General features: G+C 40.2%; 20 protein-coding genes. 10 read left to right on the top strand and 10 right to left on the bottom strand.

Features of this window, described 5'->3' with window-relative positions:
* The first annotated feature begins 79 nt into the window (after window positions 1-79).
* The 4 genes from AC0UA9_RS09570 to AC0UA9_RS09555 all read left to right on the top strand — a co-directional run bounded on the left by AC0UA9_RS09570 (window position 80) and on the right by AC0UA9_RS09555 (window position 2,902).
* Window positions 80-676, top strand: coding sequence for a peptidylprolyl isomerase (locus tag AC0UA9_RS09570; protein WP_475659624.1), 597 nt, complete (start codon window positions 80-82; stop codon window positions 674-676).
* Window positions 677-1,016: 340 nt separating this feature from the next.
* Window positions 1,017-1,346, top strand: a complete 330-nt coding sequence (locus tag AC0UA9_RS09565) for a hypothetical protein (protein ID WP_475659534.1) — start codon at window positions 1,017-1,019, stop codon at window positions 1,344-1,346.
* A gap of 85 nt (window positions 1,347-1,431) precedes the next feature.
* The gene (locus tag AC0UA9_RS09560) at window positions 1,432-2,682 is read left to right on the top strand and encodes an AmpG family muropeptide MFS transporter (protein ID WP_475659533.1); all 1,251 of its coding nucleotides are present in this window, start codon (window positions 1,432-1,434) and stop codon (window positions 2,680-2,682) included.
* Between the two features lie 49 nt (window positions 2,683-2,731).
* A complete protein-coding gene (locus AC0UA9_RS09555) occupies window positions 2,732-2,902 on the top strand; it encodes a hypothetical protein (protein WP_475659531.1) in 171 nt (56 codons plus the stop codon).
* Window positions 2,903-2,907: 5 nt separating this feature from the next.
* Here AC0UA9_RS09555 and AC0UA9_RS09550 read toward each other — a convergent pair whose 3' ends face one another.
* On the bottom strand, window positions 2,908-3,831 hold the full coding sequence (locus tag AC0UA9_RS09550; RefSeq protein WP_475659530.1) for an ATP-grasp domain-containing protein: 924 nt from the start codon (window positions 3,829-3,831) through the stop codon (window positions 2,908-2,910).
* Window positions 3,832-3,979: 148 nt separating this feature from the next.
* Here AC0UA9_RS09550 and AC0UA9_RS09545 point away from each other — a divergent pair, with 148 nt between their 5' ends.
* A complete protein-coding gene (locus tag AC0UA9_RS09545) occupies window positions 3,980-4,819 on the top strand; it encodes an HDOD domain-containing protein (protein WP_475659529.1) in 840 nt (279 codons plus the stop codon).
* 47 nt (window positions 4,820-4,866) lie between these two features.
* Here the strand turns inward: AC0UA9_RS09545 and AC0UA9_RS09540 are convergent, their stop codons facing one another.
* The 3 genes from AC0UA9_RS09540 to AC0UA9_RS09530 form a co-directional block, all read right to left on the bottom strand.
* Window positions 4,867-5,247, bottom strand: a complete 381-nt coding sequence (locus AC0UA9_RS09540; RefSeq protein WP_475659527.1) for a YacL family protein — start codon at window positions 5,245-5,247, stop codon at window positions 4,867-4,869.
* 88 nt (window positions 5,248-5,335) lie between these two features.
* Window positions 5,336-6,652 (bottom strand): hypothetical protein, encoded by a 1,317-nt coding sequence (locus tag AC0UA9_RS09535; protein WP_475659526.1) that lies wholly within the window; start codon window positions 6,650-6,652, stop codon window positions 5,336-5,338.
* A 57-nt stretch (window positions 6,653-6,709) separates the two neighbouring features.
* Window positions 6,710-6,934 (bottom strand): hypothetical protein, encoded by a 225-nt coding sequence (locus AC0UA9_RS09530; RefSeq protein WP_475659623.1) that lies wholly within the window; start codon window positions 6,932-6,934, stop codon window positions 6,710-6,712.
* On the opposite strand from AC0UA9_RS09530, the gene AC0UA9_RS09525 reads away from it, so the two are divergent.
* On the top strand, window positions 6,843-7,034 hold the full coding sequence (locus AC0UA9_RS09525) for a hypothetical protein (protein WP_475659625.1): 192 nt from the start codon (window positions 6,843-6,845) through the stop codon (window positions 7,032-7,034). The two genes, AC0UA9_RS09530 and AC0UA9_RS09525, sit on opposite strands and share 92 nt — an antisense overlap.
* Here the strand turns inward: AC0UA9_RS09525 and AC0UA9_RS09520 are convergent.
* The 3 genes from AC0UA9_RS09520 to tviB form a co-directional block, all read right to left on the bottom strand.
* Window positions 7,031-7,462 (bottom strand): hemerythrin domain-containing protein, encoded by a 432-nt coding sequence (locus AC0UA9_RS09520; RefSeq protein ID WP_475659525.1) that lies wholly within the window; start codon window positions 7,460-7,462, stop codon window positions 7,031-7,033. The two genes, AC0UA9_RS09525 and AC0UA9_RS09520, sit on opposite strands and share 4 nt — an antisense overlap.
* Before the next feature lie 153 nt (window positions 7,463-7,615).
* Window positions 7,616-8,656: an NAD-dependent epimerase/dehydratase family protein gene (locus AC0UA9_RS09515; RefSeq protein WP_475659524.1), complete on the bottom strand. Its 1,041-nt coding sequence runs from the start codon at window positions 8,654-8,656 to the stop codon at window positions 7,616-7,618.
* Window positions 8,657-8,715: 59 nt separating this feature from the next.
* On the bottom strand, window positions 8,716-9,996 hold the full coding sequence (tviB, locus tag AC0UA9_RS09510; protein WP_475659523.1) for a Vi polysaccharide biosynthesis UDP-N-acetylglucosamine C-6 dehydrogenase TviB: 1,281 nt from the start codon (window positions 9,994-9,996) through the stop codon (window positions 8,716-8,718).
* Window positions 9,997-10,584: 588 nt separating this feature from the next.
* On the opposite strand from tviB, the gene AC0UA9_RS09505 reads away from it, so the two are divergent.
* The 4 genes from AC0UA9_RS09505 (at window position 10,585) to serA (ending at window position 15,071) form a co-directional block, all read left to right on the top strand.
* The gene (locus AC0UA9_RS09505) at window positions 10,585-12,108 is read left to right on the top strand and encodes a peptide MFS transporter (protein WP_475659522.1); all 1,524 of its coding nucleotides are present in this window, start codon (window positions 10,585-10,587) and stop codon (window positions 12,106-12,108) included.
* A gap of 84 nt (window positions 12,109-12,192) precedes the next feature.
* Window positions 12,193-12,789: a 5-formyltetrahydrofolate cyclo-ligase gene (locus AC0UA9_RS09500; RefSeq protein ID WP_475659521.1), complete on the top strand. Its 597-nt coding sequence runs from the start codon at window positions 12,193-12,195 to the stop codon at window positions 12,787-12,789.
* Window positions 12,790-12,926: 137 nt separating this feature from the next.
* The gene (gene rpiA, locus AC0UA9_RS09495; protein WP_475659518.1) at window positions 12,927-13,583 is read left to right on the top strand and encodes a ribose-5-phosphate isomerase RpiA; all 657 of its coding nucleotides are present in this window, start codon (window positions 12,927-12,929) and stop codon (window positions 13,581-13,583) included.
* A 237-nt stretch (window positions 13,584-13,820) separates the two neighbouring features.
* A complete protein-coding gene (gene serA, locus AC0UA9_RS09490) occupies window positions 13,821-15,071 on the top strand; it encodes a phosphoglycerate dehydrogenase (RefSeq protein ID WP_475659516.1) in 1,251 nt (416 codons plus the stop codon).
* Window positions 15,072-15,185: 114 nt separating this feature from the next.
* On the opposite strand, the gene maiA is transcribed toward serA, so the two are convergent.
* The 3 genes from maiA to tyrR all read right to left on the bottom strand — a co-directional run bounded on the left by maiA (window position 15,186) and on the right by tyrR (window position 18,664).
* The gene (maiA, locus tag AC0UA9_RS09485) at window positions 15,186-15,824 is read right to left on the bottom strand and encodes a maleylacetoacetate isomerase (RefSeq protein WP_475659514.1); all 639 of its coding nucleotides are present in this window, start codon (window positions 15,822-15,824) and stop codon (window positions 15,186-15,188) included.
* A gap of 45 nt (window positions 15,825-15,869) precedes the next feature.
* Window positions 15,870-16,871, bottom strand: coding sequence for a fumarylacetoacetate hydrolase family protein (locus tag AC0UA9_RS09480; RefSeq protein ID WP_475659513.1), 1,002 nt, complete (start codon window positions 16,869-16,871; stop codon window positions 15,870-15,872).
* A gap of 230 nt (window positions 16,872-17,101) precedes the next feature.
* Window positions 17,102-18,664 (bottom strand): transcriptional regulator TyrR, encoded by a 1,563-nt coding sequence (gene tyrR / locus AC0UA9_RS09475; RefSeq protein WP_475659512.1) that lies wholly within the window; start codon window positions 18,662-18,664, stop codon window positions 17,102-17,104.
* Window positions 18,665-18,705 lie beyond the last annotated feature (41 nt).

Raw genomic sequence — 18,705 nt, 5'->3', positions numbered from 1 at the left:
ACTTAACTTGTCTACAAAAGGCGTTCACATGCATTATTTTACTCACTTTCTTACCGTCAATCGCGCAATTTCCCCAGTTATGCGTGCGTTTTTACTTAGCGTAGCACTGGTCAATACCGCATTATTTAGCGCAACCGCACTCGCCAAAAACCTGGCAATTGACCCAACCAACATTTACCCCAAAGTAAAGTTAGAAACCTCCTTGGGGGTTATTGTTGTTGAATTAGATCGGGTAAAAGCCCCTATCACCGTCGATAACTTTTTAACGTACGTCGTAACAGGCGAATACAACAACACAGTCTTTCATCGCATCGTTGCAGACTTTATTGTCCAAGGTGGTGGTTATGACGCTGAATACACTCCTAAAAAAACCAATAAAGATATCATTAACGAATCAGGCAATGGCTTAAAAAATGAAATAGGCACTATTGCCATGGCAAAAGAGCGCAGGCCTCATTCTGCTAACCGCCAGTTCTTTTTTAACATTAATGACAACACTAATTTAGATCCAGGCAGACGTTGGGGCTATGCTGTTTTTGGCATGGTAGTTGAAGGAGAGGCGGTACTTGAAGCATTAGCAAAAGTACCAACAGATTATAATGAAGCACTGGGCTGGGAGAACGTACCAATAGAGCCCGTAATGCTAATAAAAGCAACACTGTTACCTGCTGAATAATAAATGTAACCACAGTGAGGGTAAATAGCACAGTCATAGCAACCAAGCCAACGGCAACCTCCTGAGTTGCCGTTACGACAATAGCTATGACACACTGATAAAAATAGTGTTATAAAACAACTACCCGTGCCAGCAGTAAAGTAAAATTGTACATTTATTTAATAAACTTAAGTAAATTTTTTGACAAAACAACTTTTATCACCGATATATATAATAGCTTAAACGCGTTTTTATTAACTAAATAACCACAGCGTCGCTTAAGCAATAACTCAGTTTTTCTTATCAATTTTTTTTCACTATACAATATTCAAGAGACAGGAATGCCTCTGCGGAGTCAGTCATGGTAATTGAGCAGTTTATCAATGATAAAATAGTACAAATGGCCTTTTATGTTAACGCGGTGATTAACAATACCATCCATTACACAGAGTTAGACAACTTTATTTCTGACACACTCAGTGAGTGGACTTTATTAAACGTCACCGACGAAACCCCCTGCAACGCACAAGAGCGTGTTTTTTGGCATTTAATTCACGAGGTCAGCTTACATGGTGCTCAAGCATTAACTAATGATTTATTTTTTAAAAGTGAAATGAATACCTGCCTTGATTTTTGTAACGGTGTTGGTAGCTACCCAATAGACTGTATTGGTTGGCGTCCTATTGCTTAATAATGTACTTAAAAAAGTTAATTTTCTTCTGCTTAGCTGAACTCTCTGATAAGCTTAAAAAATAATATTTATAAAGTAGTAATGAATGTCCAACACATCGTTTAAGCAAGCCATTTTAAACAAACGCATGCTCATTTGTATTTTTACAGGGTTTAGCTCAGGTTTACCCTTATTTGTGCTCTATCAATTAGTGCCTGGTTGGTTGCGTGACCAAGGGGTTAGTTTAGCTGAAATAGGCCTGTTTTCATTAATTGGTATTCCTTATGTATGGAAGTTTATTTGGTCTCCTCTGCTAGACCGCTACTCTTTAGGTGGCTTAGGCCGAAGACGAAGCTGGATGTTAATGACCCAGCTATTATTACTGTGCTCTATTGCCGCGTTTGGCTGGGTAAACCCTGTTGCTGATATATGGTCAGTCGCCTACCTTGCAGGCGCAGTGGCCTTTTTCAGTGCCAGCCAAGACATTGTACTTGACGCTTACCGACGTGAGCTATTACCTGACAATGAACTAGGACTAGGTAACTCTATTCATGTACAAGCCTACCGTCTTTCTGGCTTAGTGCCTGGGTCGTTAGCTTTTATTCTTGCAGATCATATTAGTTGGCAGTCTGTCTTTATTATTGTTGCCGCCTTTATGGTGCTAGGGGTTTTGTTAACCTTGTTTATAAAAGAATTAGACACAGAAGATAACGCGCCCAAATCGTTAAAAGAAGCGGTAATTTTACCTTTTAAAGATTTTATTAACACCAATGGTTTAAAACCTGCCTGCTATACCTTAGCTTTTTTAGTGCTGTATAAACTCGGTGATAACATGGCAACCGCGCTACAAACCCCCTTTTTTATTGACATGGGCTTTAGTAAAACAGAAATTGGTGTCATTGCAAAAACAGCTTCTATGATCGCCATGACCATAGGCATAGTGGTTGGTGGCCTTGTCATGATTAAGCTCAGCATAAATCGCGCATTGTGGTTATTTGGTTTTGTGCAAATCGCCAGTATTTTGGGGTTTGCCGCGTTGGCAGAAATTGGCCATAATAACGTTGCGCTCGCAGTAGCAATGGGGTTTGAATATTTAGGGGTTGGCTTAGGTACCGCTGCTTTTACCGCGTTTATTGCCCGCACCACTAACCCAGCCTTTGCCGCTACACAAATTGCTTTATTTACAGCGCTAGCAGTATTGCCTAGAACTTTTGCTAATGCCACCACCGGCTTTATTGTTGAACAAATAGGCTGGACTCAGTTTTATTTTTTATGTACCGCATTGGCCATTCCAGGGATGTTAATGCTATTTAAAGTAGCGCCTTGGCACGAGCAAACGCACAGTAAACCCGCATAAATATTTGCTCAAAAAAAACAATAAATTTGAGCCGACACAGGACATTATTATGATCAAGTTTTTCTTTATACTCCCTATTATCATGAGCGCTATTTGGTGGTGGTACCTTGACAACCATGGCTACACCTTAAAAGAAGGGATCAAAGGGTTTGCTTACATTGTCATTTTTAACACCGTTATTATACTTTTTTTCACCACCATGATTTACGTAACCCGGTAGCAAGTTTACGAATTAGCGCACGCCATTCGCTTAGCATAAGTATTAGCGAACGCCTGAGCAAACTTAGACGCCGCATGGCTGTCCATATTAAAATACAATGACGGCTCTATTAATTCAGCTTCCATTAATGCAAACGCTTCACTAGCAGCCCCTGGGCTATTGCGAACAAAGTCAACACGAGCGTACAAGGGCAACTCTCCCGTTAACTGAGTTATTGCATCTACACAGTGCTCAGCTTGTTGTAACAACGCCTTTTCTGGGGTAATCGCCTTTAATACTCCACCGTGCTCTTCTTGTACCCTAAAGTCATCTGTTTTCGGTGTTTTTAAAATAGCATGGCTATATTCACCCGCAAAATAAAACAAGGAAAACTCGCCCTCTTCAACAACGCTTGGCATAAAGGGTTGTACCATAAAGTCGCTTTGGCAAAAAACAGCTTCTAATTGGCTAACACATTGGGCTGCCGTTTCTTTTTTAAGCCAAAAGGTATTGTCTGCATTCGCGCTTATTCTGGGTTTAATAACCAGTTGTTGACAATTAAAGGCATCAAAAAAGCCCATTAACTGTTCAGAAGAAAAGTGAGTTTGCCACAGCGTAGGCACAATGGTAACTTGCTGTTGTAGCAATGATTTCAAATAGATTTTGTCTATATTCCAGCGCACTGTCGCTAAAGAGTTTTGCAAAAGCGCTGTGGAGTTATCAATGGCTGCTAATACCGTTAAAAACTCAGCAGCATTGTCTTGATAATCCCACGGACTACGAATAAGCACAGCGTCGAATTGCTGCCAATTTACCTTGTTGGCTCGCCATGATACCCATTGCGTTTGCCAACCCAACGCTTGCAAAGGTGCCTCTAATAAATAATCATAACATTCAAAATCAGACAAATTGTCCATGGTTAAAATTGCACACTGTTTCATTAAATTCATCTCATTCTTAGGGCGGAAATAATCTTGGCTCGCTATACTAGCCACTATTTTATCAAATCGTCTGTGGATTCATAAGCAATCCCGACTAATATGTTTTACTATTTGTTTATTCAGTTATTTTTTATGGTATTTTTTTCGGTGAAAAATTATGATTATTGTTGATCAAAAGGTTTTAGATGATATTAGCAAAGGTTTTGCAGTCCCGGCACAGCCTAAACTACTACTTGAGCTTTTAAAATTAATGGCGAAGCCCTACCCTGACATTAATGCTATTGCAGACTGTATTAGCCAAGACATCGCCGTTAGTGCCGCCATTTTAAAAACGATTAACTCGCCCTTGTATGGGTTAGACAGAACCGTGACCGATATAAAAATGTCGGTCAATTATATCGGTATTTATGGTGTGGTTATGCTGGTAACCGGTAGTTTACTCAAAAAAAGCTTTGACCCGAAAAATTGCAGTATCGATCTTGAGCTATTCTGGCGCACAACCACCGACCTTGCTAACGCGACCATTGCTATTGGTCAACGATTTAAACCCAACATTGCCATAGACAAACTGAACAGTTTAGGGTTATTTCATGGGTGTGGCATTCCGGTGATGGCCATGAAGTATCGTAACTACCAAGATATTATTGACCAACTCATATTCTCGCCTAACTTATCATTGATCGCATTAGAAGAACAATACTACCAAGTAAACCATGCCGTCATTGGTTACTATGTCGCAAGCTCATGGCGCTTGCCAAAAGATGTTTGCCAAATAATATTGCAACACCACGAGCGAGACTATTTAGACAAGCTTAACGGCTCACAAGAGCAAGACTTATTCGCCATATTAAAATTGGCTGAACATATTATTTCATTAAAATACTTAGGTGTTGCATCAGCCGACTGGCCCCCGTTAGCAGACGCTGTCTTGTCAGTGTTAGCCATTGAAGAAGTCGATCTTGATAACGTAATTACCCAAATCAGTGACTCGTTATAGTGAGCCAAACAATTAGCCAAAATAGCGCTAACAACTTCGTTTTGTAACTACCAATTTCCTGTAAACTTTGACCAAGAAAGTAATAACTTTCTAAAGTCATCAAGGCCGCAGGCAGCGCCATCACTTTCATCAAAGTGAATATGTTCTGTTGTTAACATATCAGGCAATAATTCGTCGTCACGTAAACTGGCGTTAGCGTGTATTTCAACATCATTTCTACTGATCAATACAGTGTATTCATGGCCAGTAATAACAACCTCGTTTTTAATATCCTTTTCAACATCGTCAATTGCTGTTAATAGCTGGGTTAACTTAGCACTGTCATGCCCTAGTTCCACTTCAATCCATGGGCCCAACACTTCATGTTCAAAAGAAAACCGTGCTTTGGCATTACCTGTTATGGCATCATGTATAAATTCATATTCCATCGTTTTTCACTTAATTATTTGCCTGAATTAAGCGTAATTATAGCAAAAATAAAGTTAACTCGGGCTAAAGACAACAAGAGATTGTAAGTTATTCTTTCACCGACGAATTAATTTTGTTAAGGACCGAAAAATACAAGCGCACTGTTGTTATCATTAACTTGAACAGCCATGAAAACTCAAGCATTAACAAGCAAGCTAACAACCAATACATGCTTGGAAATATTACCGTAAGCAGCAAAATACAACCCGTTAGTATATGTAAATAAAACAACCATTGCCCCTGTTGTTTATTTAAAAAGTCATGCATGTTGGGTAAATACTGCATCGCTGAAAAATTTGTTAAACAACGCTGTTGTAAGTGGGTGTAACTTAAAAATGGCAATATTTTTAATAACATTCCCTGAATAACGCTCACTAAGTAGAAATAAATAAAAAATACCGCCAGCAAAATTTCTTTTTTATTTGCCAGTTGCGCTACCATATAAGCTTTTGGGAAAAAATACACAACGGTAAAAATTAAGAGCGATAACGCTGATAGCTGCCAATAACGAATGGTGGTATCGGCTATTTTTCGCTTACGCTTTGACATAACCGACAACAAGCTACCAGCAAAAACCGCATGCAGTAACACTACCATAGGCGCAATTACCGCCGGCTTTAACATAAATAACAGAACAAAAATGAACAAGGTGGTTGGCAAGTAACGGCTTATATTTTTATTAAAATTTGGCGCAACATGGAATAAAGGGATCACTTGAAAGCTAACAGAAATAATCATTAAGCTACCCCAACCAACTAGCCCCAAAACCGCGTGGCTATTGGTTAGGGCTTTTCCTGTAAGGTCTGAACTTAGTAATGACACCAGCGGCGCTAGCATCCCCTGAGCAAACAATCGCGGTAAACTCAGTATTAATACGCCCAATACCAACACAATAAATAAGGCAATGATTGCAAGACGAAAACCATTAAGTGAATCCCCTTGGCTTAGTTTTTTCAATAACACAAGCGCAACAGCAACACTATAAACGCCAAGGCTTAGCACCAGTAATACTAATGCCATTATGGTAAATAGAGTGCTTGGCCAAATAAAGTTTAGTAGTAAACACCCAGTACCAAATGTTAACGTGCTATGACAAACTAGGGTTATGAAACGCGGCTGCTTAATACCTACCCCGCCAATCACCGGAAGTAATTGCAATAATGCGCCCATCATCACCATGGTAATAAAACCCAAAGTAAAGCCATGAGTGAGTGCTAACATGCTGCTATGCCAGCGGCTCACCCACAAGGTTTCCCCTGAAAACAGGATAATAAGCGCAGACAAAATAACAAAAATAGGCGCGGTGAGAAAAAAGCGAAAAGGGAGATCAATCGGCGGCAATGCATTAAAGGATAAATTATTCATCTTCATCATTTGCTTTAATGGTGTGGGTAAAATCTGGACCTGCAGCTAAGCCACGGGCTAATAGCGCTTGAAAAGCCGCTTGCATTTCGTCATGAAAAATATATAAATCAACCGCATCTTGGCTATGCTTAACACAGTGGTATGAAAAGCCCGCACCAACCAGTTTGTCATACAGCGGAAAAGGCTCACGTTGTCATACAGCGGAAAAGGCTCACGCCTATGCTTTACTACTAAACATTCTGCCTTAGCTAAACTTGCCAACCGCTTTATTATCACAGACATTGGCTCAGGTGGAGCTAAAGCACTGACATCCACCGTTAGCAATGTTAATTTGTCAGACATAAGATTAACAGATTGCGCATTAACGGGCTTAATAGCTTAACTGGCTTGAAACTGCGCAATCAGTTGCTCACCATCAGTAAGGTTTTTATCCATCATGGGGTAAAGCATCATTTCTTCTTTCATATTATGCTGCTGCATCATGACCATCAAGGTTTCACTTAAGCCTAAATACGTCGCTTTGGCTTTATCAGCCAAGGCATTGTCTAACTCTTGTAGTAGTGCACGCATTTGTTGATGCTCCATCCGCATCACTTGCGTTGGGCCTGAAGTCATCCCAGTTGCTTGTTCAAACTTAGGAAATAATACATCTTCTTCTTGGCTAAAGTGTTCACTTAACTCTTCAGCAAAAAGCTGCCACTTTGTTAAGGCAAGCGGCCAGTCTTCTGTTGCCACTGCCGCTTCAGCCTCAATAAAAAACTCATCGCACTCGCGATGTTTATTGGTCATAAATTCAGGGATAGATGTCATGTAAAATCCTGTTAAAAGTTAATGAGCAATAAACGGGTAAAGTTTATTGCTTGAATAACGGAATTTTACCCAATGAAGTAGTAAAAGTTTTGACCTACATTAACAAAGTCATAAATAGCCTAACCAAAACCAGCAATTGTTATTACCGTGGGCTTATTTATTCGATAAAAAAGCGACATACCAAGGCATGGCTTTACTAATGCCTTGTTGAATTTTAAATGCTGGTTCAAAACCAATTTTTGATTTTGCCTTCGAAATATCAGCTTGCGAATGACGGACATCACCTGCCCTAAAATCACGGTACTGAGGAGCTTTTGTATATTCAATACCATTAGCGTGTAACGCAGTTTTCAAACTATCAAACAAGGTGTTTAATGATGTTCGGTCGCCTAAAGCAACATTGTACACTTGGTTTTTACCACTATCAGGCGCTGTTGCGGCTAAAATATTGGCTTGCACGGCATTTTCGATAAAACAAAAGTCACGGCTAGTTTCACCATCACCATTAACGTAAATCGTTTCATTTTCAATCATAGCAGCTGTCCATTTAGGGATCACCGCAGCATAAGCCCCATCAGGGTCTTGACGTTTACCAAAAATATTAAAATAGCGTAAACCGGTCGCATTAAGCCCATAAGTTTTATTAAAAACATCTGCATACAGTTCATTTACATATTTTGTCACCGCATAAGGCGATAAAGGTTTTCCTATGTTTTCTTCAACTTTAGGCAACGCTGGATGGTCACCATAAGTAGAGCTAGAAGCAGCATAGACAAAGCTACTAACCTGAGCGTCTTTAGCTGCAACCAACATATTTAAAAAGCCGGTAATATTAGCCGAATTGGTTAAAATAGGATCTTCAATAGAGCGCGGTACTGAACCCAGCGCCGCTTGATGGAGAATATAGTCAACACTATTACCAAGAGTCCCCACTGCTTTAACGCAGTCGGTAGCGCTGCGAATATCCCCTTCAATAAAAGTAAAGTGTTGCCACTGCGCTGCTGACACCTGCCCTTGCACTTCATCTAAATTATGTTGATGACCTGTGGCAAAGTTGTCTAAGCCCACTACTTTTTGGTTTAATAATAAAAGTGTTTCTAATAAATTAGAGCCAATAAAACCAGCACAGCCAGTGACTAACCAAGTTTTAGGGGAAGATTTTAATTGCTCTTGTACTTCTTGATAACGGGGCATGGTAATCCTTAGTTTTGATTTGCTTGTTGGCCTAAAGACCAACCTACATCTGCATTTTTTTACAAACGAATATCGGCTAATTGCGGGTCTAACATATATTTCAAATCATAAATGACGTGGTCTGTTTTCATTAAACCTTGAATATCTTCATTTGATAATGCTTTAAACTCATCATGAGCAACTGCAAAAATAACCGCGTCGTAGTTGCCGGCTTTTGGTTTGTCAATCAACTCAACGCCATATTCATGTTTTGCATCTTTTGGGTTAACCCAAGGATCATAAACATCTACTTTGGTATCGTATTCTGCCAGCTCGGCTAAAATATCCACCACTTTAGTGTTTCGTACGTCAGGGCAATTTTCTTTAAACGTTAACCCCATCACTAACACGTTAGCGCCATTAACGCTGATATTGCGTTTAATCATGGTTTTAATCAGTTGCGACACAACGTAAGCGCCCATGCCATCATTAATGCGGCGGCCGGCAAGGATCACTTCTGGGTTGTAGCCAATAGCTTGTGCTTTATGCGTTAGGTAATACGGGTCAACACCAATACAGTGACCGCCTACTAAACCTGGGCGAAATGGTAAAAAGTTCCATTTGGTGCCTGCGGCTTTTAATACCTCTTCGGTGTCGATGTTGAGTTTATTAAAAATAACCGCTAACTCATTAATTAAAGCTATATTTAAATCACGTTGTGTATTTTCAATGACCTTCGCCGCTTCTGCCACTTGAATACTAGACGCTTTATAAGTGCCTGCGGTGATAATTGAGCTATATAAATCATCAATAAAGTCAGCAATTTCAGTAGTAGAGCCAGAAGTTACCTTTAAAATATTGGTTACCCTATGCTCTTTATCGCCCGGATTAATGCGCTCAGGAGAATAGCCCGCAAAGAAGTCTTTGTTAAACACCAAGGCTGAATTTTTTTCTATTTGAGGAATACAAACATCTTCAGTCGCACCTGGGTAAACTGTTGACTCATAGATAACAATATCACCTTGTTTAATCACAGAGGCCAACATTTGGCTTGCTTTAATAAGCGGGGTTAAGTCGGGTTGTTTATGTTCATCGATAGGCGTGGGAACAGTCACAATATAAACATTACTTGCTTTTAGTGCTTCAACATCACTCGCGTATGAAATAAAAGCAGAGTCAGCTAATTCATCTGCAGACACTTCTAAAGTGAAATCAAAGCCCTGTTTTAGCTCTTCTACCCGTTTGCAATTCACATCAAACCCAAGCGTTGGGTATTTTTTACCAAATTCAACTGCCAAGGGTAAGCCAACATACCCTAAACCAATCACTGCTACTTTTACTTCACTTAATGTATATGACATTAAAATATTCCATTTTTAAATTTATTCGGCTTCACCAACACTATGCAAAGCCAGTACCAATTGCTTTTATTAAAACAATCCTAAATGACGATAAAAAACTTAAATGCGCTAAAGCAAATTGTGCCGCTTAGTTACCGGTTATGCGCTTAAAGTAATGACACAAAAGTTTAGCAGTATATTTACATCCAAACAACATCAGCAAAGCAGGGGCAAGGCAAAATAGCTACAATTAACAAGGCGTTTAATGGCCTGCCATTACGCTGATTATCACTAAAAATACCACTGTATTTCCCATGATAATAGCAATTACCCGTGTTTATTTCTTAAACACTGGCCTAAAGCCGTCTATTTACCACGGTTAAAGCCTCAGGTTACTTTTTGGCTTATAAAGGAAAGATTTCGCTACACAAGGCACAATAACAAGCCGTTGCGTCATTATTGAAACTTGCCTTTAGCTAAAAGCACAGGTATAAAAGCACCTTGTATAACTTTTTTGCTGTTAATATTTGCTATGAATATTTATTGGGCAAAGTGTGCATCCTCGCAAGTATATCTACTTATTATAATAATTAAAATTAGGACAATTATATGTCATCAGAACCAGCAAAAGATTTTTTTGGTCAGCCTAGAGGCCTTAAAACACTCTTTTTTACCGAAATGTGGGAACGCATGAGCTACTACGGTATGCGTATGTTGCTTGTGTTATTTATGACCGCAACATTACAAGACGGTGGTTTAGGATTAACCGTTGCTTCTGCAGCGGCAATTTACGGTTTATACACCGGCTGTGTCTATTTTATGGGCTTACCCGGGGGCTGGCTTGCCGATAGATTAATTGGTGGACAAAAAGCAGTATGGTATGGCGGTATCATTATTATGACTGGTCATATTATTCTAGCCTTTCCAAGTGATTACTCCTTTTTTATTGGCTTAATTTTTGTCGTACTAGGTACTGGGTTATTAAAGCCCAATATTAGCGCTATGGTAGGACAGCTTTACTCTGAAAAAGACGTACGCCGTGATAGTGGATACGCCATCTATTATATGGGGATTAATATTGGCTCAGTCATAGGCTACGGTGTTTGTGGCTACTTAATGGAAAGCCAAGGTTGGCACTGGGCATTTGGCGCTGCCGCTGTTGGTATGGCGATTGGCTTAATTCAATACAAAGTGACTACGCCTAACCTACAGGGTGTTGGCGCAAAGCCAGCTTACCCTTTGTCAGCCAAAGCACAAAAGCTAAGTTGGACTATTATTACGGCATTTTTAGCCGGTGTTGCCCTACTCACTTACCTCGTATTTCAAGGTATTGTTACTATAGTGCCCGTTGCTATTGCACAATATGTGGCCGTGGTATTTTCGGCTATTTTTGTTATTTACTATGCCACTATATATTTTGGCGGCTCTTTAAGCCGAGTTGAAAAGAAAAAATTAGTTGCGCTGCTTATTATTTGTGTTGCTTCTGCTTGTTTCTGGTCTGGTTTTGAACAAGCCGGTTCGTCAATGAATTTGTTTACCCGTGATTATACCGACCGAATTGTTGGTTCGTTTGAAATTCCTACCGGTTGGTTCCAGTCGTTAAACGCAATTTTTATCGTATTATTGTCGCCTTTCTTTGCGGCTTTATGGATTAACCTAGGGAAAAGATGGGTCAGCCCTTCATACGGCTTAAAGTGTGCTGCTGGCTTAATTATTATGGGTAGTGGCTTTATTGTGATGTTTTTTGCCGCGCAATATGCCGCGTCAGGCATGAAAATTGCGCCCTATTGGTTAGTTGCAACCTATTTCTTACACACAGTAGGTGAACTTTGCTTAAGCCCAGTAGCATTAAGTGCGGTCAGTCGATTATCGCCAAAACGCTTCTCAGGCCAAATGATGGGCATTTTTGTCTTAACCTACTCAATCGGAAGCATTATTTCTGGTTTATTAGCCGGTAACTATGATCCAAACAATGTCTCGCAAATACCTGCGCTTTACATACAAATTAGTTTGTTTACTATTGGTATTGGTTTAATTGTTTTATTACTTGGTTTTAAATCAAGGTTCTGGGAAAACTTAACAGACGAACCTCAAAGCAAAAACAACGCAACGTTAGCAAGCAATAATACTTAATTAACGTTATTACTATCTTGGTTAATATTGGGTGGGTGCTACCAAGCGCCCACCGTTATTTTCCCTAATAAACATACAACTTACATGCCTAAGCCTTTGTTAGTAACAAGATCATCACTGAGAAAAACAGTACGCGATAAAAGAAAAGCCCTCAGCGCTACATTTCAACAAAACGCTGCTAACGCTTTAGTGCAAACCCTAACAAACCAAGCGCAGGTAAACAAAGCCCAGCATATCGCACTATACCTAGCGAATGACGGTGAGTTGAACCTCCAACCCTTCATTCATTGGTGTTGGCAACACAACAAAAAAGTTTACTTACCGGTATTACACCCTTTTTGCCCCGGCCATTTACTCTTTCTTTTATATGAGCATACCAGCGTAATGGTGAAAAATCGCTTTGGCATTTTAGAGCCTAAATTAGCGGTTAACAAAGTGTGCCCATTAGCTCAGCTTGATATACTTTTTACCCCTTTAGTTGCCTTTGACAGTACTGGCGCTAGGTTAGGTATGGGCGGTGGTTTTTACGATAGAACCCTAGCTAACTGGCAACAATATCAAATGCACCCTATTGGCCTCGCACATGACTGCCAGCAAGTCGCCAGTATCCCTGTCGAAGCTTGGGACATTCCTTTACCTCACATTATTACCCCCACGCGCATTTTCAACTATAGCGCTTAACGCTTTAGCGATTCTCTTAACCTAAAACCAATCGCAACCCCTGTAATATTCACTGGGTATTGCTATCTTTTTCACAAGCTACTGCTATAATCTTCGCCTATAAATGACGTCGGCTAAATTTCCCATAAGGTACCCACATGACGCAAGATGATATGAAAAAAGCAGCAGCTTACAAGGCATTAGAATATATTCAAGAAAACACTATAGTTGGTGTTGGTACTGGCTCTACGGTAAATTATTTTATCGACGCTTTAGCAACAATAAAAGACGATATTAAAGGCGCTGTTTCCAGCTCTGAAGAGTCAAGCAAACGCTTAAAATCACACGGCATTGAAGTGTTTGACCTTAACAACATTGACACGTTAGACTTTTATATAGACGGTGCTGATGAAATTACCAAGCACTTAACCATGATCAAAGGCGGCGGCGCAGCGCTCACCCGTGAAAAAATTGTCGCGGCGGTAGCCAAGCAATTTATTTGCATTGCCGACGAGTCAAAACTTGTTGGAGTATTAGGTGATTTTCCCCTACCGGTTGAAGTAATCCCCATGGCGCGCAGCTATGTTGCCCGACAATTAGTCAAGCTGGGCGGCGATCCAGAATACCGCCAAGGCGTTATTACCGACAATGGCAATGTTATTCTTGACGTGCACAACTTAAAAATTACCGATGCTAAAAAACTAGAAGCAGACATTAATGCCATTGTTGGCGTTGTTACCAATGGTTTGTTTGCCGCCAGAGGCGCTAATTTACTTATACTTGGCGGCACCAACGGGGTAGAAGTTATTCAGTAGCATAACCCCCTTTAACAGCCTTTCAACTGCCCTTTGCACACTTACGCAAAGTTAACGGCAAACTGAATCAAATGGGGATTACTTAAATATTTACTTTAGAGTTTATGCACTATATGGTATCTTTATTTAACTATATAGATATCTAGCCATCTAAACGTTTTTATTTAGCTGACTTTTATTTAACAACCTTTTTTACTAACAATGTAATTCTAACTTAAATAAGCGAAGCCACACATTATGACAACAAACAAAAAATCATTAGCAAAAGACAAAATAAAAATCCTTTTACTTGAAGGTGTACACCAAAGTGCTCTAGATGAACTAAAAGCAAAAGGTTATACAAATATTGAATATATTAAAACTTCGCTTTCTAATGAAGATTTAATTGAAAAAATAGCCGACGTACACTTTATTGGTCTTCGCTCACGTACCCAACTTACCGACGAAGTTATCGCGCACGCTAAAAAGTTAGTCGCAATCGGCTGTTTCTGTATTGGTACTAACCAAGTCAATATTAAAGCTGCGAAACAACGTGGTATTCCTGTATTTAATGCTCCTTTTTCTAATACACGCTCGGTCGCTGAGTTAGTTATAGGCCAAACATTACTACTGTTGCGCGGCATTCCAGAAAAAAGTGCTAAAGCACATCGTGGCGAATGGTTAAAATCAGCAGTTGGCTCATATGAAGCGCGTGGTAAAACATTAGGTATTATCGGTTACGGTCACATTGGCACACAGCTTGGTATTTTGGCTGAAACGCTAGGGATGCGCGTTAAGTTTTACGATATTGAAACTAAATTACCGCTAGGGAATGCCAGCCAAGTCTTTTCATTAAACCAATTATTGGCTGAATCAGACGTGGTTAGTTTACACGTACCTGAAACACCGCAAACACAATATATGTTTGGTGAAAAAGAATTTGCTGCGATGAAAACTGGCGCAATTTTTATTAATGCTTCACGCGGCACAGTTGTTGATATTGACGCACTTGCCAAAGCCCTTACAGACAAAAAAGTAGCCGGTGCTGCTATTGACGTATTCCCGGTTGAACCTAAAGGCAATGACGATGAGTTTGTTTCACCATTACGTGGTTTTGACAATGTTATACTCACACCACATATTGGTGGTAGCACAAAAGAAGCGCAAGAAAACATTGGTTTAGAAGTCGCAAGTAAATTGGCTAAATATTCAGATAATGGCTCAAGCTTGTCAGCAGTTAACTTCCCAGAAGTATCATTACCTGAACACTCTTTACCAGGACAAACAGGAAGAAGTCGTTTATTGCATATTCACCACAACCAACCGGGTGTGTTAACGCAAATTAACCAAGCTTTTGCCCAAAACGACATCAATATTGCGGCACAATACTTACAAACCGACCCAGAAATTGGTTATGTGGTTATTGACATTGAATCAGCCGATAGCGCCCAAGCATTAAAAGCGTTAAAAGCGATTGACGGTACAATAAAAGCAAGAATATTACATTAGTGTAAAGAGTAGAGTCTAGGTGCTAGGTTCTAGGTGCTAGTTACTAGGCTCTAGATGCTAGGTACTAGTTACTAGTTACTAGGCTCTAGTTACTAGCTTCTAGTCTCTATCCCCTCAAACCGCATCAGCTTGATTTTCTGGTAACGCCCGTTGAAAAGCTTCTAGTTTATTACAGTTATCCACCACTCGGTTTATGTAGGGGTATGCGCTCATATCAACGCCAAAACGCGTTGCATTATACACTTGCGCTACTAAACAAATATCTGCCACGGTAACTTGGTCTTTAACACAATAACAGCCAGATATTTTTACAAGTTTTTTTTCTATGGCATGAAAACCCACTGTCATCCAATGATCTATCCAGGCGGCTTTCGCTTCATTACTAACACCAAGATCAACGGCTAGATAATGCTGTACTCTTAAGTTGTTTAGTGGATGAATTTCACAAGCAATATCTAATGCTAATGCTTTCACTCGTGCAGTATCTTCAATTGTATCTGGGTATAATGACAAACCAGACTTGGTCGATTCTAAATAATCAATAATTGCCAACGACTGATGCAATGAAAAATCACCATCAACTAGGGTTGGCACTAACTGGCTCGGGTTAATTGTGGTATATTCCTCTTGAAACTGCTCACCACCATTATTCACTAAATGTACCGGTATAGATTCAAACTCAATGCCTTTAAGATGTAAAGCTATGCGTACTCGATAAGCTGCTGTTGACCGCCAATAACCATAAAGTTTCATCGTCTCCCCCCAACAATAATCTGTTTATTTATAATTTTTTTCAGACTAAACCTTATATTCCACCACGGTTTGATCAATTGCACCAAAAATACTGTCACCGCTGTCGCTAAACATCTCAATACGCACATTGTCGCCAAACTGCATAAATTCAGTACTTGCACTGCCGTCGGCAATAATTTCTAACATGCGTTTTTCGGCTAAACAACTTGAGCCAGCAGAGCGATCATAATTAGAAATAGTGCCAGAGCCAACAATACAGCCCGCCGATAACGGCCGTGTTTTTGCTGCATGGGCAATCATGGTGGGAAAATCAAAGGTCATATCAACACCGCAATTAGGCTGGCCAAAGAGGGTGTTGTTGAAATGTGTTGTTAACGGTAAGTGCAGTTTTGCACCGTCCCATGCGGAGCCTAATTCATCTGGGGTCACAGCAACAGGAGAAAAAGCACTAGATGGTTTTGAATTAAAAAAGCCAAAGCCTTTTGCTAATTCTCCCGGAATTAAATTGCGCAAAGAAACGTCATTAACCAGCATTAATAATTTAATGTGCTCGGCGGCTTGCACTGCTGACGCTCCCATAGGCACATCATCGGTGATCACCGCAACTTCTGATTCAAAATCAATACCGTAACTTTCGCAAGCAACGCTTATATCATCACGTGGGCCAATAAAAGCATCTGAGCCACCTTGATACATTAAAGGGTCTGTCCAAAACGTCTCTGGCATATCGGCATTACGTGCTTTGCGCACCAGCTCTACATGATTAACATAGGCGCTACCATCCGCCCACTGATAAGCTCTAGGTAAGGGCGATTCACAATGCGCTTGCACAAACGCTATTGCCTTATCCATTTGATGGTTGCTACTGATACTTTCATTTAAGGTGTCATACACCTGTATTAACTGCGGAGCGGCTGCTTGCCAGTTATCCAGCGCACTTTGCAATGTCTGAGCAATCTCAGGTACCGGTACGGCTCTAGTGAGATTTTTACTGACAACCACTAACTGCCCGTCACGGGTATTATTTTTAAGGCTCGCTAATTTCATAAAACACCTTTGTTGTAAAAGCAAAAATAGTAAAACACTATAAAAGTTTTATATTAGTACAAGGCCTTTATCTTACGAGCATTTAGCCAAAAGCTACAAGCGATAACAAAAGAGAAGGTATTTATCTATGGAAGTAATTGTTTACATGGTTTTGACACTGTGAAGTTGGCATTAACTTTTACCGCCAACTTCACAGCGTTATTTTTCATCCCTGCGAGCCAGAGCGGTTGTTATATTTTTACCGTTTTCTTATTAATGTCATACTCACGTAACTTGTTGGCAATAGCGGTATGGCTCAATCCCAGCTTCTTCGCTAACTGCCGGGTACTGGGGTAGGCAGGATAAAGCTTGCGCAATAAGTCAGCTTCGTAATTTTTTACCGCATTGTCTAATGTGCCTTCAAACTCTTGTTCTAAATAACCATGTTCACGTGTGTACGCTGGTAGTTGCAAATGGCACTCTTCTATTTCATCGCCTTCTAATAACGACGTTGCCCGCGTTAACACGTTTTCTAATTGCCGCACATTACCTGGCCAAGGGTAGTGTTCAATAAAGTCACGACACTCAGGTGTTAGTGTTAAATTCACCCGGCCAATTCGCTGCCCTGCCAAGGCAATAAAAGATTCAGCCAGAGGGAGAATGTCATTACGGCGCTCACGCAGTGGTGGAATATTTAAGCCAAACACGTTCAAGCGGTAATAAAGATCTTCTCTAAAAGCGCCAATCGACACTAAATGAAGCAAGTCTTTATTGGTCGAGCTAATAATACGCACATTAACCGTGACTTCTTGCTCTGAATTGACCCGCCTAAAACTGCCGTTTTGAATCACCCGTAACAGCTTGCTTTGCAGTTTTGTTGACATTTCACCAACTTCATCAAGAAACACACTGCCGTTATCTGCCAGTTCAAAAATACCACGTTTGCTATTTTCGTGGTCTTTTTCCCCTACGCCAAATAATTCAGACTCAGCCACATCATCTGGCAAAGCAGCACAGTTTAAAGTCATAAAGGGTTGTTCAGCACGTTCGCTAGCGGCATGACACGCTCTCGCTAATAGCTCTTTACCAGTGCCCGTTTCGCCAATAATAAGTATTGAAGAGTCAAGCAATGACATGCGCTTTGCTTCTCTAATAACTTTTCGCATGCTGGTGCTACTGGCTTGTATACCTGAAAAAGTATTTTCACTGGGCTGCTTAAAGGCACTAATTTGCTGTCCTAAGCGCGCTTCTGACTTTAAAATTAACACTGCGCCGGCTAAAATACGTTTTTTATTGTTAGCGTCATCTTCACTAGTGACATTAATGGGCATAATATCAGCAACAAAATCTTCCCCTTGAAACTTCAAACGCCGTGTTTGCGCTAAAACATCGTCGCTGTCTAACCAACGGGTAAAATTAAAGCCTTTTAGCCACTGGCTAACATGTTGGCCTTTCACGCTAGCTTCATCACAACCCATAATGCTAGAAGCTATATTGTTTACTATGCGTATGTTGCCTTTAATGTCTAACGAAATAAAAGGATCAGGGAACGTTTTTATTAATGTAACAAGTTCATTGCGCTCGCGCTCTGAAGGCATATAAGGCACAGTTCGCACATCTATCACGCCTTCTAACAAACGCAATTGTGGCATAAAGGTTTGTAAATCTGAAAATTCTAAATCAGGTATATTGATAAATATTCTGCCTGATTTTTTTAACTCTATACCACGAACACTAATTTCATGCTCAACAAAAATACCTAACACTTTTTGCGCCATACCAACACGGTCATGGCAAGTGATTTCTAAGCGCATGTAAACAATCCTTGCAAAGATCAAAAATGTTATTGTAAACT

It is taken from the genome of Colwellia sp. F1, from assembly GCF_056238625.1.
Note: the sequence above shows the minus strand (reverse complement) of the source record. Positions and strands in the feature narration are given on the sequence as shown.